We start from the raw sequence: 14,456 nt of genomic DNA, 5'->3' as shown, positions 1-14,456 counted from the left end.
CGTCAGCGCATGCGGTTGCTGGTGGTCACCAGGTCGTTGTACGCATCCAGGATGTCCGACTGCGCACCTTCCGGGGCCGAGGTGAGCCAGCTGCCGGAGGCCTTGCGCTCGGCGGCCAGGCCTTCGGCGCTGATCGGCTTGCCCTGCTCGATGCGCTCGATGCCACGGCCGGCCTTGCGGATCAGCATCTCGGCCGAGCGCTGCACATGGCCCCACATCGGGTCGTCCTTGCCGATGCCGGCGGCCTGCATTTCCTTCACCAGCGCCTCGTAATCCGCCAGGCGCGTACGCAGCGCGGTGACGTCCGGCTTCTCCTCCTGGAAAGCCACCGCAAGCTGCTTGCCCTCGCCCACCAGGCGCAGGTGGTAATAGGCCATCGAGCGGCCTTCGCTCTTTTCGATCTGCTTCAGCTGCGCGGCACGGCGGTCTTCCTCGTTCTTTTCCAGCGCCACGTCCAGTGCGTCGCTGGCCTTGAAGAAGGCCGCATAGGCCTGCATCAGCGGTGCGTGCTGGCTGCGCATGCCTTCGCCGCCATCGCGACGGAATTCCTCGCGGCTGAAGTAGCCATCGGCCTGCTCGATCTTCGCGTACAGAGCCTGGAAGGCCTGCTGGTATTCACGCACCGGCGCATCCAAGGGCGTCGCAGGCGTCATCGCCAGCGCGTCGGTCAGCGGCTGGCCGCAGTACTCCACGCGGTGCGACAGCACCTTGCCCGGCGAGCGCGGCTGCGCTTCCTTGCCGGTCGGGCCGGCCTCGACATCCTTGATCCAGCCAGTGTAGGTCTCGTAGCCCTCGTGGATGGGCTGCTCGACACCGTTGTAGCACTCGATATAGGCATTGACCTTGGCCAGGCTGGGATCGGGCAGCGACAGGCCGGTAGACTTGTTGCAGCCGGACAGGCCGGCCACGGCACCCAGCAGCAGCACCGGCAGTACACGTACAGAAGCGTTCACTTCAGTTCCTTGCATGCAGAAAACAGGGGACCTTACTGGCGGTTGCTCTGGAAGACCAGCGCGTTATATTCCTGCATCAGCTTGCTTGGCGAGCCCTGCGGCGCCATCGACGGAGAGTCGAGCATGCCGCTCTCGAACCTGCTGTAGGGCCTTTTTTCGCTGACTCGCTGCAGCCGTTCCTTGCCCTGGCGGCGGAAGTTTTCCGCCTCGCGCTCGAAGCCTTCCCAGTCGGATTTGCCAGGCTCCTGATCTGCCACCTTGGCATGCGCTTCGTCCGAAATGCGGTTGAAGGCGTCAAGACGCTCCTGCGCCTTGGCCGTGTCGAACGCGTCCTGCGTCATCAGTTCCACGATGGCCTTGGCTTCCAGCATCATCGCCAGGCGGTAGTACTCGCGGGTGCGGCCCTCGGCCTGCTCCAGCACCTTCAGCTGCTCACGCTGCGCGGCATCGTTCTGGCGTTCGAGTTCAGCATTGAACTGCTCGCTCGCTGCGACAAACTGCTTGAACGCGACCATCAGCGGGCCGTGCATCTGCTTGGCCTTGGCAAACTGGTCGTCTTCGTAATCCTGCCGCTCGTAGTAGTCGTGGGCCTCCTTGCTGACCGGCGCCAGCGCCTTCAGCGCCTGCTGGTAGCGGCCGGCAGCGTCATCGAGCTCGGCCAGTGCAGGCTTGGCCGCAATCGCTGCCGTCAGCGGGGCGTCGCACTGCTTCATGTCGTAATCGCTGATCTCGAAGGGCCCGTAGATGCTCGATTCGCGGCCGGTCGGGCCTGCGTCGACATCCTTGATCCAACGCGTGTAGGACTGGATGCTGTCATGCGTTTTTGAATCCAGTGCGTTGAAACAGCCGATGTAGGCGTTGAGCTTGGCGGTCAGCTGCTGCTGCGCGTCCACGGCAGCCGTCGCAGCGCGCTGCTCGGCCGAGCCCGACGTGGCCTGGTCGCCGGCAGGTGTATTGCCGCAGGCAGACAGGGCAAGCGCGAGCGCAGCAGCCAGCGCGGTGGAAGAAAGAATACGGGGCATGCGGGCCTTCCTTGAAAACGATTACAGCCGCGTATTCTAACCGAGCCCGCCGTGATGGCCGGCTCAATCCCCGTAGCATTTCCTACCGCAGTCAGTCGAGGAACAGATCCGGCAGCAGCGGCCGCGACGCGTCCACGGCGTAGCGGGACAGATCGGTCACCCCGGCTTCGGCCAGCACCTCGTCATCGATCAGGAAGCGGCCGTGGAAACCGGCGGCCTCGCGCACCAGCACCGCGTGCGCGGCGTCGGCCATGATCTGCGGCGTACGGCAGCCGGCCGCATCCACACCGGGGATCATGTTGATCGCATCGGTGGCGATGACCGTACGCGGCCACAACGCATTGATCGCCACGCCCTGCGGGCCGAATTCCGCAGCCAGGCCGAGGCTGACGAAGCTCATGCCCATCTTGGCCAGCGTGTAGCCCGTATGCGGGCCCCACCACTTCGGTGCCAGGCTGGGCGGCGGGGCCAAGGTGAGGATGTGCGGATTGGGCGCCTGCAGCAGGTACGGCAGGCAGGCCTGCGCGCACAGGAAACTGCCGCGCGAATTGACCTGCTGCATGAGGTCGAAGCGCTTCATCGGTGTGTCCAGCGCGCCGCGCAGCCAGATCGCGCTGGCATTGTTGATGAGGATGTCGATGCCACCGAAGGTATCCACCGTCGCGGCCACGGCCGCCTTCACCTGCTCCTCTTCGCGGATGTCGCACTTCAGCGCCAGGCCTTGGCCGCCGGCCGCGGTCACGGCTTCGGCGGCGCTGTGGATGGTGCCGGGCAGCTTCGGGTTGGGCACTGACGACTTCGCGGCGATGGCCACGTTGGCACCGTCGCGCGCGGCGCGCAGTGCGATGGCCAGGCCGATGCCACGCGAGGCACCGGTGATGAAAAGGGTTTTGCCTCGCAGACTGCCCACGTTCCACACTCCAGCGTATGCCATGAGCCGCCAGTATGCCGCGCCGACGCGGAGTTCACCGCGCGTTGACGATACTGATGCCCCGGTCACACGCACGAGGTTTACGCCATGCGCCGTTCCCGCCTGCTGCTGCCTGCCTTGGGCCTGGCCCTGCTCACCGCCTGCCAAGGCCATTCGCCGGAACCCGGCACCGAACCCGCCACCGGCGATGCGCCTGCCGCCAACAAGGCCACCGATGGCTCACTGCGCTGGAGCGAGTCGGTGGTCTGGGATGGCGACCTCAACGCATGCCGCCAAGGTGAGAACAGTGCAACGCGCGCGTGCCTGGCTGAAACGATGAAGTCCGCCGGCGCCAGCGCCGATGCCGTCGCCGCTGCCGAGCAGTTGTCCACCGGCGGCGAGCTGGCCTATGTGACGGCCTGGCATGAACACGATGGCCTGGGCGTGGCCACGGTGGAGTATCCGTTCCGCGCCAACACCAACGAAGGCACGCGACTGGTGGATGCCGGTGGCAAGCGCATCGATGTCGACGCGGTGCAGCTGGACGACACCCTGCGTGCCGATCCGGGCGTGCAGGCCGTGCTGGCCGCGCATCCTCAGGCCACGCCGTTCGCACCCGCACAGGCGGCCGGTACTGCACCGCTTGATGGCGGCGGCATCCGCCTGCTGTACCGCACGCCGCTGCGCGACTGCCATGCCTGCCCGGATGTAGGCCAGCTGCAGATCGGTTATGACTTCGACGGCAAGCGCAATTTCATCGGCCAGCAGGTGGTGCCGGCAACGCCGTAGTGCAGGAACGTTGCGTGCCCGCCGGGCATGGCCCGGCGACAGGCAAGACGCTGCACCTGCCGTAGAGTCGAGCTTGCTCGACTGCTCCTGGCGCTTCAGTCGAGCAAGCTCGACTCTACCGAACCGCCTGGCTTCCGGCGGTACGCCTGCACCTGCTTCTTCAGAAGGTGCGGCACGATCCATCGATGCACCGGCGCCACCGGCAGCATGTATACCCGGCCAAACGCGTTGTGGGTATGCACCACGGTGGCCACTTCGAGCACGTCGCCGTGCCACTGCAGCACCAGCTGCACACGCAGGTGGCGGTCGTTGTCTTCCAGCACGATGGCGTCCTCATCCAGCGATTGCAGGGTGAAGATGCCCAGACGCTGGCCCGGTCGCGGCGCGGCGGTCTCCTGCACGGCGCGCAACGAACCCAGGTCCTTCATGCCGAGCAGGCGCATGCCGCGGTTGCGCAGCGCCATCAGGCCATCGAACCAGCCAGGAATGGTCGCGGCCATGTCGCGGTAAGCCAGCAGGGCGCTGCGGCCGTCGCGCCGGGTGCTGGCCTGGCAGGCGTGCACGAAGTCGGCTCCGGGCAACTGCGCGCGCAGCACGCTGTCCACACTCGGCGGCGCGGTCACCACCTGCTCTGCGGTCACGGCTTCGGCCCCTGCCCTTCGTTGTCTTCCCAATGCAGGATGCGGCGGGTGACGAAGCGGTAGACCGGCTTGCCGGTGGCGAACCACAGCTCGCGCACCCACGAGGTGCGCTTGAGCACGCGCTTCTCCACCGGGGTGAGCGACTCGCGGCAGTACATGCGCTTGTGCTTGAGCAGGTGGCGCAGGTCTTCGCGGGCCAGCAGGCGCATCCAGCGCGAACGCGGGTTGCCGATCACCGCCAGCTGGAAATCAATCAGCGCCGGGCGGCCGTCCTCGGTCACCAGCCAGTTGGCTTCCTTGGCCAGGTCGTTATGCGCCACGCCGCGCCGGTGCAGCTGCTGCAGCAGCCGGCGCGCGGCACGGAACCAGGCCAGGTCGCCACGCGGCGGGCGCTGGTACATGGCATCGCCGGCCATGAAGCTGCGGTCGAGGTGGCGGCCATCCCAGTCCAGCAGCTGCGGCACGTCGGCCATGCCCTCGATATACCGCAGCGCGCGTGCTTCGCGGCGGGCCAGCCACCACGCCGGCACGCGCAGCCACAGCGGCGTTGCGCCCAGGTCGCGACGCACGAAGGGGCCCTGCGGCCCCTGCACGAGCAGGATGCGGCCGAAGCTGTCGGCCTTCAGGGCATGCATTGGAGCGTCGGTCGAGTGCGGCATGCGCCCATTCTAGGCGATGGCGCGGGTTGCAAACGGTCACCAAGCCGCTGGGAACCAGTCACCTTCACGCCTCTATAATCGGGCAATGGACTCTTCATGGATCGACGCCACCCTCGCGTGGATTGCCGCCCATCCCGTACTCGCGGGCGCGGTTATTTTTCTGATCGCCTTCTGCGATGCGGTCATCATTCTCGGCGCCATCGTGCCGGCGCTGCCCCTGCTGTTTGCGGTGGGCGTGTTCATCGGCCTGGGGCAGATCTCCGGGCCGTATGCCGTGGCCGCGGCGGCGCTGGGTGCGTTTGCCGGTGATGGCATCAGCTATTGGATCGGCCGCCGCTGGGGCGACCGCCTGCGTGGGGTCTGGCCGTTCAGCCGCTACCCGCAGCTGCTGGACCGCGGCGAGAACCTGTTCCGCCGCAATGCCTTCAAGAGCATCCTGATCGCGCGCTATGTCGGTGCCATCCGGCCGTTCGTGCCGGCCATCGCCGGCATGCTGAAGATGCCGGCCAGCCGCTATGTGCAGGCCAGCGGCATCGCCAGCCTGTCCTGGGCGGTGCTGTTCCTGGCGCCGGGCTGGATCCTGGGCGAGGCGTATGACGCGGTTGCCGCTGTTGCTGGACGCCTGGTGGTGGTGGTCGGCCTGCTGGTGGTCATCCTCGGCCTGGTCTGGGCCATCGTGCTGTACGGCTACCGCTGGTCGGCCGCGCGCATGGACCACTGGCTGGCGCGCCTGCTGGACTGGTCCAACCGCCACCCCACGCTGGGCCGCTACACGGTGGGCGTGCTCGACCCCAAGCGTCGTGAATCGGTACCGCTGGCGATGCTGGCGCTGATGCTGCTGTTGCTGGGCTGGGGCTGGTTCGCGCTGCTGACCGTGGTGGTCGCCCATGGCGAACCGCTGGCCATCGACCTGCTGGTGCACCAGGCCATGCTGGCCCTGCGCAACCCGCTGGCCGACTACCCGATGGCGGCACTGGCCTCGCTCGGCGCATGGCAGGTACTGATGCCGGCCACCGCCGCGGCCATGGGCTACCTGGTGTGGCGCCGGCGCTGGATGGCCGCCGCGCACTGGCTGGCCGCACTGGCCTTCGGCCTGGCACTGACCAAGCTGCTGGGCACCACCGTGGACGTGGTGCGGCCGGTCGATGCCAGCAGCGGCTTCGGCTTCCCCTCGGTGTCGGTGACCATGGCCACCATCACCTTCGGCTTCTTCGCCGTGCTGATCGCCCGCGAAATGCCCGGCCGCACCCGCGTCTGGCCGTACCTGGTGTCGGGCATCGTGGTCAGCCTGATCGGCTTCGCGCGCCTGTACCTGGGCGCGCACTGGCTGAGCGATGTGATCGGCGGGATGCTGTTCGGCACGTTCTGGCTGCTGGTGCTGGGCATCGCCTACCGCCGCCGCTTCAACCGCTCGTTCTGGGTGAAGCCGGTGGCGTGGCTGTTCTACGGCGTCTTCGCGGTCGCGGCGATGTGGTACGCGCCGCGCAACATCCCGGTGAAGCTGGAACGCTTCGAACCGACCCTGCCGGCACCGCAGGCCATGGACATGCAGGCCTGGTGGCAGCACGACTGGGCCAAACTGCCGGCGCGCCGCAACGAGTTCGACGATGACCAGCGCTGGCCGCTGGATGTGCAGGTGGCCGGCCCGCTGGCACCGCTGCAGGCGCAGCTGGAAGCGCGTGGCTGGACCGTGCAGGCGCAGGCGGGCTGGGAAGAAGCCCTGCTGATGCTGGACAAGAACACCGGCGCCGACGAACTGCCGGTGCTGCCCGCCACGCTGGAAACGCGCGTGGAAGCACTGTTGATGGTGCGCCAGGGAGCGAAGCCGGAAGAGCGCTATGTGCTGCGCCTGTGGCCGGCACCGGGCCAGCTGCAGCCGGGCGACGTGCCGCTGTGGCTGGGCAGTGCGCAGACCCTGCGCTACGAGCGCCACTTCGAGTGGATCGGCATGTGGCACCCGGTGCGTGGCATCGATCCCGCGTTCAACGCGGTGAAGGAGGCCGTGCAGGGCATGCCGCAGCAGGAGGACGTGCACGCCGAGACCGGGTTGCCGGTGCTGCGGTTGAAGACGCAGCCGTGATGGATCCGCCGGGCATGGCCCGGCGCTACCGGGACGTGGACCACGCCGTGATGGATCCGCCGGGCATGGCACGGCGCCACCGGAACGTGGACCACGCCGTGATGGATCCGCCGGGCATGGCACGGCGCCACCGGAACGTGGACCATGCCGTGACGGATCCGCCGGGCATGGCCCGGCGCTACCGGTGCGTGGACCATGCCCGGCGGCGTAGATCCACGCCACGCGTGGATGCCTGTTACGGCATCCAGCCCAGCAACTGCTGCAACCGCTGGTGCGGATCGTCCATCTGCAGCAGCTGCAACCGCTGCTGTTCGCCCAGCGGCAGCAGTTCGGCCAGCCGCCAGCCAACCCAGCTGGCCTGGTCCAGCAGCGCCGGGTTGGCCGGTGCATAGGCTTCGCCTGCCTGCTCGATGATGTGCCCCAGCACCGTGGCCAGCAGCGCATGCTGCGGCTTCAGTTCGTCATCGGGGTCTTCTTCGCACCAGCGCACATCGGCCACGACCAGGCCGTTGTCGCGCACGCGGGTACGCTCGACATGGAAACGCCGGGTACCGCGCAGGCGCAGCTGCAGCACGCCATCGGCGCCGACATCGAAATCCTCGATGCGGACCTGCACACCGTAGGCCGCCGGGGTAGCCGGCTCCCCCACTTCCTGCCCTTCCAGTATCAGGCAGACACCGAAGCCCTCGCCGCTGCGGCCGGTGTCGCGCACCAGGTCCAGGTAGCGGCGCTCGAACACGCGCAGGCCAACCGCCGCGCCGGGCACCAGCGTGGTGTGCAGCGGAAACAGCGGCAGCGAAACGTCGGTGCTCATCGGGCCTGCAGGACGGCGAGGAAGCGGCGCGGCGCGCCGTCGAAGCCACCGTTGGACATGAACACCACGTGGTCACCGCTGCGCACGCTGGACTGCAGCTGTGCCAGCAGTGCATCGGTATCGGGCACGGCATGGGCCTGGCCACGCACGGCGGCGATCACCGAAGCGGCATCCCAGGCCAGTTCCGGGCGGTGCAGGAAAACGACTTCGTCGGCCAGTGCCAGCGACGGTGCCAGCGCCTGCGCGTGTGCGCCCAGCCGCATCGAGTTGCTGCGCGGCTCCATCGCCACCACGATGCGCGCGTCGCCGACCTTGGCACGCAGGCCATCCAGCGTGGTCGCGATCGCGGTGGGGTGGTGGGCGAAATCATCGTAGACGGTGATGCCGTCATGGCTGCCGATCACTTCCATGCGCCGCTTGACGCTGCGGAAGCGGGCCAGCGCCGGGATCACCTCGGCCGGGGCCACGCCCACCGCATGCACGGCGGCCAGTGCGGCCAGCCCGTTGAGTACGTTGTGGCGGCCCAGCAGCGACCAGTGCACATCGCCCAGCGCTTGCCCACGGTGATGCACGCGGAACGCGCTGCCATCGGCGGCCAGCAGCTCGGCATGCCATTCCAGCGCCGGGTCGAAACCGAAGCGCTCGACCGGGGTCCAGCAGCCCATCTGCAGCACCTTGGCCAGGTGCGCGTCCTCGCCATTGACGATCAGGCGGCCGCGCGCGGGCACCGTGCGTACCAGGTGGTGGAACTGGCGCTCGATGGCCTCCACGTCCGGGAAGATGTCGGCGTGGTCGTATTCGAGGTTGTTGAGGATGGCCACCAGCGGCCGGTAGTGCACGAACTTGCTGCGCTTGTCGAAGAAGGCGGTATCGTACTCATCGGCCTCGACCACGAACTCGCGGCCCTGGCCCAGGCGTGCGGAGACGCCGAAATCCTCGGCCACGCCACCGATCAGGAAGCCCGGCGAGCGCCCGGCGCTTTCCAGCAGCCAGGTGAGGATGGTGGTGGTGGTGGTCTTGCCGTGGGTGCCGGCCACGGCCAGTGTGTCGCGGCCCGGCAGCACCTGCTCGGACAGCCACTGCGCGCCGGAGATGTAGCGCTGGCCGGCATCGAGCACGGCTTCCACGGCCGGGTTGCCGCGCGACAGGGCGTTGCCGATCACCACCTCGGCGGTGCCCGGCGGCACGCTGTCGGCGCGGTAGCCCTGGTCCAGGGCGATGCCCAGCTGCTCCAGCTGGGTGGACATCGGCGGATAGATGGCCTGGTCGCTGCCACTGACCGTATGGCCCAGTTCCCGCGCCAGGGCGGCCACGCCACCCATGAAGGTGCCGGCGATTGCAAGGATATGTACGCTGCTCATGACCGGGGATTGTGACCGATCACGGCTGTATAGGGCCATTGTCGGCAGTGGGGTCAGACAACTCCTACAGCGCTTGTGAGAAAAGTCCAATCGTCTGTCAGGGAATTCCCGATAGCGCAGGTATGTGAACCCGTACACAATTCAGGAAGCCAGCCGTAGTACCCGAACCGGTCCTACTCCCCAAGAGGCCATCCCCAAGGGAGCTCATGCTGCGGAGCCCTGAGCAAGCTCATCGCTGGCACCTATGAAACGAAACAGGCCTGGTCCGCAAGGATCAGGCCTGTTTCGTTGTCGCTGCAGGGTGGCCGACGCAGGGCCGGCCAACCGCCATCAACCCTTGATCGCCGCCAGGATGCGGGCTTCGATCTCGTCCAGGTCACCAACGCCATCGACGCGGGCCAGGGTGCCACGGCCGGCGTAGAAGTCGACCACCGGGGCGGTCTGGTCGTTGTAGACCTGCAGGCGCTGGCGCACCGCTTCCGGGTTGTCGTCGGCGCGGCCCTGTTCCTGCGCGCGGCCGGCGATGCGCTCGACCAGCAGCTCGGTGGCCACGTCCAGCTGCACCACGGCGTCCAGCGGCTGGCCGATCTTGGCCAGCAGGCCGTCCATCGCATTGGCCTGGGCCACATTGCGCGGGTAGCCGTCCAGGATGAAGCCCTTGGCGACATCGGCCTGGGTCAGGCGCGACTCCAGCATGCCCAGCAGGATGTCATCGGACACCAGGTTGCCGGCATCCATCACCGCCTTGGCCTGCTTGCCCAGCTCCGAGCCCGCGGCGATTTCCGCGCGCAGCATGTCACCGGTCGAAATATGGGCGATGCCCAGCTTTTCCTTCAGGCGCGCCGCCTGCGTCCCCTTGCCCGAACCGGGCGGTCCCAACAGAACCAATCGCATTGACCTGACTCCAACGTGTTGAAAACAAAGAAAGTTCGCGCCCCGGACGGACCGGTATCGCTGCACCGCAATAGCGCCACTTTAGCGCATACGGGTAATGTCACTGCAATGTCCCCCTCAGCGAGCAGGTAGAAGCATGCGCAACGGTACCCTCCTCTACGCCCAGTCCGGCGGCGTCACGGCGGTCATCAACGCCACCGCCGCGGCGGTCATCGAGCAGGCCCGGGCCAAGGGCATCAAGGTCCTGGCCGCCCGCAACGGCATCCTCGGCGCCCTGCGCGAGGAGCTGATCGACACCAGCAAGGAGAGTGCCGCCGCCATCCGCGCCCTGGCCCACACCCCGGGCGGCGCCTTCGGGTCGTGCCGGGTCAAGCTGAAATCGCTGGAGGCCGACCGGGCCCGTTACGACCGCCTGCTGGAGGTGCTGCGCGCCCACGACGTGCGCTGGTTCCTCTACAACGGCGGCAACGACTCGGCCGATACCGCGCTGAAGGTCTCGCTGCTGGCCAAGGCGTCCGGCTACGACCTGACCTGCATCGGCGTGCCCAAGACCATCGACAACGACCTGGCCGTGACCGACACCTGCCCGGGCTTCGGCTCGGCGGCCAAGTACACCGCGGTCTCGGTGCGCGAGGCCGCGCTGGACGTGGCGGCGATGGCCGAGACCTCCACCCGCGTCTTCATCTACGAGGCGATGGGCCGCCATGCCGGCTGGCTGGCCGCCGCCGCCGGCCTGGCAGGCAACGGCGAGGACGAAGCCCCGCACATCATCCTGCTGCCCGAGCGTGCCTATGACGAGGCGACCTTCCTGGCCAAGGTCAAGGCCGTGGTCGAGCGCGTCGGCTACTGCGTGGTCGTGGCCTCCGAGGGCATCGCCACCGCCGATGGCCGCTTCGTCGCCGATGCCGGTGGTGGCAAGGATTCCTTCGGCCACTCGCAGCTGGGCGGCGTGGCCGCGCACCTGGCCGGCCGGGTCAAGGACCAGCTGGGCCTGAAGGTGCACTGGGCCCTGCCCGACTACCTGCAGCGTTCGGCCCGGCACTTGGCCAGCAAGACCGACTGGGAACAGGCGCAGGCGGTGGGCAAGGCGGCCGTGCAGCTGGCGCTGAAGGGCCAGAACGGGGTGATGCCGGTGATCGTGCGCAGCAGCGACGCGCCCTACCGCTGGAAGATCGAGGCCGCACCGCTGGCGAAGATCGCCAACCACGAGAAGAAGATGCCGGCCGGCTTCATCCGCCGCGACGGTTTCGGCATCACCGCCAAGGCACGCGCCTACCTGTCGCCGCTGATCAAGGGCGAAGCCCCCCTGCCCTACGGCGCTGACGGGCTGCCGAAGTACGTGGCGCTGAAGAACGTAGCGGTGAAGCAGAAGTTGCCCGCGTTCGAAGGCTGACCGTCAGTAGATCCACGCCATGCGTGGATGCGACATCGGTGCCGACCCACGGTCGGCACCCACGCGTATCAATTACAGGCCTTGCCTTCCACCTGCAGTTGCGCGGCAAACATTGTCACCTGCGGGATCTTGCCGGCGGCCGCCTGCTTTTTCGCTTCTTCCAGATAGATGCGCGACTGGCCCTGGCCATCCAGCGCCTGGGTGTTGTTGACCGGCAGGCGCCACACCCGCACCACCGCCTGCTGCGCCGGGCAGGCGGCATTGGGCACACGGATCACGTCGTTGAGCTTCCAGCCCTTGTCAGCACTGGGCTGTGCCTTTGCGTAATCGACGAAGCGCGAACGCGGCTGGCACTGCTCGCTGGTGCGCACGGCGGAGAAACGGTACGGCTCGGCGGCCTGGCCGGTGAACACGCCTTCCAGGCGCGCGCAGGCTTCGGGAATCTGCCGCAACGTATGCACCGCACCCACCGACTGTGGTGCGCCGACCGCCCGCTGCAGTTCGGGGGTTTCCGCGGCCAGCGCCGGCAGGGCCGGGACCAGGGCGGCAAGCATCAGCAGGGACAGGCGCATGGGGGATCTCCGTCAGGACTGTGCGCAGGCTTGCAGAAGGTGGCTTAACGGCGTGCAAAGGGTCTGTGGCTCTCAAAGCATGCCGCTGCGCTCGCCGGGCATGGCCCGGCGCTACCATCCGGGCGCGGAGGGACGCATACTGCGGGCACCAGGGAATGCTGAACACCGCCATACGTCGGACGACCGTTTCGGTCGGTACGGGTTGGTTCCAGGCTGCAACCCGTCGTCCCCCTCGTGGTGCCGTTCATCGCCACTGGATGCTCACCATCCATTCTGCGGAGGGGTCTGATGCTGGAACGTCATGGGCTGTCACTGGCGCTGGGCTGCGCCATTCTCGCGATCCTCTACGGGATCATCTCGGCGCGCTGGATCCTGCGCCAACCCACCGGCAATGAACGCATGATCGCGATCGCCACCGCGATCCAGGAAGGCGCACGCGCTTACCTCAACCGCCAGTACCTGACCATCGGCGTGGCCGGCGTGGTGCTGTTCGTGCTGGTCGGCGTGTTCCTCAGCTGGTACACGGCCATTGGTTTCGCGGTCGGTGCGGTGCTGTCCGGCGCGGCCGGCTACATCGGCATGAATGTCTCGGTACGCGCCAACGTGCGCACCGCCGAGGCGGCACGCAACGGCATCAGCGCGGCGATGGACGTGGCGTTCCGCGGTGGCGCCATCACCGGCATGCTGGTGGTCGGCCTCGGCCTGCTGGGCGTGGCCGGCTACTACGCACTGCTGCTGCGCATGGGGCTGCCGGTGGAACAAGCGCTGCACGCCCTGGTCGGCCTGGCCTTCGGCTCCTCGCTGATCTCGATCTTCGCCCGCCTTGGTGGCGGCATCTTCACCAAGGGCGCCGACGTCGGCGCCGATCTGGTGGGCAAGGTGGAAGCCGGTATTCCCGAGGACGACCCGCGCAACCCCGCGGTGATTGCCGACAACGTCGGTGACAACGTGGGCGACTGCGCCGGCATGGCCGCCGACCTGTTCGAGACCTATGCGGTCACCGTCATCGCCACGATGCTGCTGGGCAGCCTGATGCTGAGCGAGGCCGGTGCCAACGCGGTGCTCTACCCGCTGGTGCTGGGCGGGGTGTCGATCATCGCGTCGATCATCGGTGCGTTGTTCGTGAAGGTGAAGCCAGGCGGCTCGATCATGGGCGCGCTGTACAAGGGCGTGATCGTCTCCGGCGTGCTGGCGGCCATCGCGTTCTACCCCATCACCACCGGGCTGATGAGCGACAACGTGCATGGCCCGCTGGCGCTGTACGGCTGCGCGCTGATCGGCCTGGTGCTGACCGGCCTGATCGTGTGGATCACCGAGTACTACACCGGCACCCAGTACAAGCCGGTGCAGCACGTGGCGCAGGCCTCGACCACCGGCCACGGCACCAACATCATCGCCGGCCTGGGCATCTCGATGAAGTCCACCGCCCTGCCGGTGGTGGCCGTGTGTGCGGCGATCTGGGGTGCGTATGCGCTGGCCGGCCTGTACGGCATCGCCATCGCCGCCACCGCGATGCTGTCGATGGCCGGCATGATCGTGGCGTTGGATGCCTACGGTCCGATCACCGACAACGCCGGTGGCATCGCCGAAATGGCCGAGCTGCCCTCGGACATCCGCGACATCACCGACCCGCTCGATGCGGTGGGCAACACCACCAAGGCGGTGACCAAGGGCTATGCGATCGGCTCGGCAGCGCTGGCCGCGCTGGTGCTGTTCGCCGACTACACGCACAACCTGCAGGCGGCCAACCCCGGCCAGGAGTTCCGCTTCGACCTCAGCGACCACACGGTGATCATCGGCCTGCTGATTGGTGGCCTGATTCCCTACCTGTTCGGCGCGATGGCGATGGAAGCGGTCGGCCGCGCCGCCGGTGCGGTGGTCGAGGAAGTGCGGCGCCAGTTCCGCGAGATCCCCGGCATCATGCAGGGCACCGGCAAGCCGCAGTACGACAAGGCCGTGGACATGCTGACCCGCTCGGCCATCCGCGAAATGATCGTGCCTTCGCTGCTGCCGGTGGCCGTGCCGGTGGTGGTGGGCCTGCTGCTGGGGCCACGCGCGCTGGGCGGCCTGCTGATCGGCACCATCGTCACCGGCCTGTTCGTGGCCATTTCGATGACCACTGGCGGCGGCGCCTGGGACAACGCCAAGAAGTACATCGAGGATGGCCACTTCGGCGGCAAGGGCAGTGAGGCGCACAAGGCCGCGGTGACCGGCGACACGGTGGGCGACCCGTACAAGGACACCGCCGGCCCGGCGATCAATCCGCTGATCAAGATCATCAACATCGTGGCGCTGCTGCTGGTGCCGCTGCTGTAGATCCACGCCATGCGTGGATGGGGTCGGAGCCACGCCCCGTAGAGTCGAGGGG

The 14,456-nt window shown here is 67.8% G+C and carries 13 protein-coding genes; 4 read left to right on the top strand and 9 right to left on the bottom strand.

Annotated elements, in window-relative coordinates:
• Positions 1–2: 2 nt before the first annotated feature.
• The 3 genes from FJU31_RS14825 to FJU31_RS14815 all read right to left on the bottom strand — a co-directional run bounded on the left by FJU31_RS14825 (position 3) and on the right by FJU31_RS14815 (position 2,909).
• Positions 3–953, bottom strand: a complete 951-nt coding sequence (locus tag FJU31_RS14825; RefSeq protein WP_150455428.1) for a YiiG family protein — start codon at positions 951–953, stop codon at positions 3–5.
• A 32-nt stretch (positions 954–985) separates the two neighbouring features.
• Positions 986–1,975, bottom strand: coding sequence for a YiiG family protein (locus FJU31_RS14820; RefSeq protein ID WP_150455427.1), 990 nt, complete (start codon positions 1,973–1,975; stop codon positions 986–988).
• A gap of 91 nt (positions 1,976–2,066) precedes the next feature.
• Complete coding sequence (locus tag FJU31_RS14815) at positions 2,067–2,909, bottom strand: SDR family oxidoreductase (protein WP_150455426.1); 843 nt, start codon at positions 2,907–2,909, stop codon at positions 2,067–2,069.
• A gap of 84 nt (positions 2,910–2,993) precedes the next feature.
• On the opposite strand from FJU31_RS14815, the gene FJU31_RS14810 reads away from it, so the two are divergent.
• Positions 2,994–3,674, top strand: a complete 681-nt coding sequence (locus tag FJU31_RS14810; protein WP_150455425.1) for a hypothetical protein — start codon at positions 2,994–2,996, stop codon at positions 3,672–3,674.
• A 95-nt stretch (positions 3,675–3,769) separates the two neighbouring features.
• On the opposite strand, the gene FJU31_RS14805 is transcribed toward FJU31_RS14810, so the two are convergent.
• Complete coding sequence (locus FJU31_RS14805) at positions 3,770–4,315, bottom strand: DUF2867 domain-containing protein (protein ID WP_150455424.1); 546 nt, start codon at positions 4,313–4,315, stop codon at positions 3,770–3,772.
• Positions 4,312–4,974 carry a serine/threonine-protein kinase gene (locus FJU31_RS14800; protein WP_150455423.1) on the bottom strand — a complete coding sequence of 221 codons (663 nt, stop codon included), beginning with the start codon at positions 4,972–4,974 and terminating at the stop codon, positions 4,312–4,314. Before FJU31_RS14800 ends, FJU31_RS14805 begins: the two co-directional genes overlap by 4 nt.
• Before the next feature lie 85 nt (positions 4,975–5,059).
• Here FJU31_RS14800 and FJU31_RS14795 point away from each other — a divergent pair, with 85 nt between their 5' ends.
• Complete coding sequence (locus FJU31_RS14795) at positions 5,060–7,054, top strand: bifunctional DedA family/phosphatase PAP2 family protein (protein WP_150455422.1); 1,995 nt, start codon at positions 5,060–5,062, stop codon at positions 7,052–7,054.
• Positions 7,055–7,289: 235 nt separating this feature from the next.
• Here FJU31_RS14795 and FJU31_RS14790 read toward each other — a convergent pair whose 3' ends face one another.
• The 3 genes from FJU31_RS14790 to FJU31_RS14780 all read right to left on the bottom strand — a co-directional run bounded on the left by FJU31_RS14790 (position 7,290) and on the right by FJU31_RS14780 (position 10,123).
• Positions 7,290–7,868: an LON peptidase substrate-binding domain-containing protein gene (locus tag FJU31_RS14790; RefSeq protein ID WP_079223110.1), complete on the bottom strand. Its 579-nt coding sequence runs from the start codon at positions 7,866–7,868 to the stop codon at positions 7,290–7,292.
• Positions 7,865–9,229 (bottom strand): UDP-N-acetylmuramate:L-alanyl-gamma-D-glutamyl-meso-diaminopimelate ligase, encoded by a 1,365-nt coding sequence (gene mpl / locus FJU31_RS14785; protein ID WP_150455421.1) that lies wholly within the window; start codon positions 9,227–9,229, stop codon positions 7,865–7,867. Before mpl ends, FJU31_RS14790 begins: the two co-directional genes overlap by 4 nt.
• A gap of 330 nt (positions 9,230–9,559) precedes the next feature.
• Positions 9,560–10,123 (bottom strand): adenylate kinase, encoded by a 564-nt coding sequence (locus FJU31_RS14780; RefSeq protein WP_150455420.1) that lies wholly within the window; start codon positions 10,121–10,123, stop codon positions 9,560–9,562.
• A 136-nt stretch (positions 10,124–10,259) separates the two neighbouring features.
• Here FJU31_RS14780 and FJU31_RS14775 point away from each other — a divergent pair, with 136 nt between their 5' ends.
• On the top strand, positions 10,260–11,516 hold the full coding sequence (locus tag FJU31_RS14775) for a 6-phosphofructokinase (RefSeq protein WP_150455419.1): 1,257 nt from the start codon (positions 10,260–10,262) through the stop codon (positions 11,514–11,516).
• Positions 11,517–11,584: 68 nt separating this feature from the next.
• Here FJU31_RS14775 and FJU31_RS14770 read toward each other — a convergent pair whose 3' ends face one another.
• Positions 11,585–12,088, bottom strand: a complete 504-nt coding sequence (locus tag FJU31_RS14770; protein WP_150455418.1) for a hypothetical protein — start codon at positions 12,086–12,088, stop codon at positions 11,585–11,587.
• Between the two features lie 288 nt (positions 12,089–12,376).
• On the opposite strand from FJU31_RS14770, the gene FJU31_RS14765 reads away from it, so the two are divergent.
• Entirely contained in the window at positions 12,377–14,404 is a 2,028-nt protein-coding gene (locus tag FJU31_RS14765; protein ID WP_150455417.1) for a sodium-translocating pyrophosphatase, read from the top strand.
• Positions 14,405–14,456 lie beyond the last annotated feature (52 nt).

The organism is Stenotrophomonas cyclobalanopsidis, assembly GCF_008710035.1.
GTDB lineage: Bacteria > Pseudomonadota > Gammaproteobacteria > Xanthomonadales > Xanthomonadaceae > Stenotrophomonas > Stenotrophomonas cyclobalanopsidis.
This window is presented reverse-complemented; position numbering and strand designations above follow the sequence as displayed.